Here is a 1,047-nt window from a genome sequence, read left to right as displayed (position 1 = left end):
CCGGGCTGGTAGCTTACGCATTCCGGGAGAAAAACCCTCACTTAATATCAGACCCTCCCAAGTTCTTCCAGTTGTGCTGATGTGATCCTTATGTCGAACTCACGTTAGATAGAGCTATTTAATGCCGCCCATGCTTCCTTGTAATGCTTTGTAGTTGAGAATCTCTGAGAATAGACTGAAGCCAATAAAAAACGACAAATTAGACTAATTTCCTGCGGCCCGTATCGCCTTAAGATTTTCTTTAGCATCTTCATTCCCTTGTGCTGCAGCTTTTTCGAACCATTCCACTGCTTTATTCACATCTTTTGGCACGCCCTCGCCAACAAGATGCATCACACCCAGGTTATTCTGGGCATCCACATTACCTTGCTCAGCCGCCTTGGTAAACCACTCCACTGCTTTGGCCGCATCTTGAGGAACCCCTTGACCTTCTGCATACAGCAGACCTAGATTAAATTGGGCACCCGGGTGTCCTTGTTCAGCAGCACGATAAAACCAGCCTGCAGCTGCCTCGAGATCATAGTCCATAACTTTCCCCGTCGCATCCTTGGATATGGCCTCTCCAGAATAGAACAAAGCGCCCAGAGCGTTCTGTGCTTCAGCATCACCGGCGTCTGCATCCTGGCGTAACTTCAGAAATCGTTCTTCAGGCGTTAAATTATCGTCTCCTGTCGGCATGATCTTTTTCAGCAGATCAGCCTTTTGTTCCGGCGTTAATCCTTCTTGGAATATGGATGGCAATTCATTGATCGGAGTGATCTCATCCGGTAACTTCTTCCAAGATCCTTCTGTCTCGGATTTTCCTGATGATGTTCCATCACCACATCCAGAAAGCATTAACAAAGCAAACAATATAAAAACACGCGTATTCATCAAATAATTCCACCCTGCTTATTAGGTAGGTAAAAAATAATGGAAATTATAACATTTTGGTTATATTAACGTGAGTTCGACATAAGGATCACATCAGCACAACTGGAAGAGCTTGGGAGGGTCTGATATTAAGTGAGGGTTTTTCTCCCGGAATGCGTAAGCTACCAGCCCGGC

1 protein-coding gene is annotated in these 1,047 nt (G+C 45.6%); it reads right to left on the bottom strand.

Annotated elements, in window-relative coordinates:
• Nucleotides 1-204 precede the first annotated feature (204 nt).
• Nucleotides 205-873: a tetratricopeptide repeat protein gene (locus tag BLW34_RS15310; RefSeq protein WP_090581412.1), complete on the bottom strand. Its 669-nt coding sequence runs from the start codon at nt 871-873 to the stop codon at nt 205-207.
• Nucleotides 874-1,047 lie beyond the last annotated feature (174 nt).

It is taken from the genome of Nitrosomonas sp. Nm58 (genome assembly GCF_900107335.1).
In the GTDB taxonomy this organism is placed as follows: Bacteria; Pseudomonadota; Gammaproteobacteria; order Burkholderiales; family Nitrosomonadaceae; genus Nitrosomonas.
This window is presented reverse-complemented; position numbering and strand designations above follow the sequence as displayed.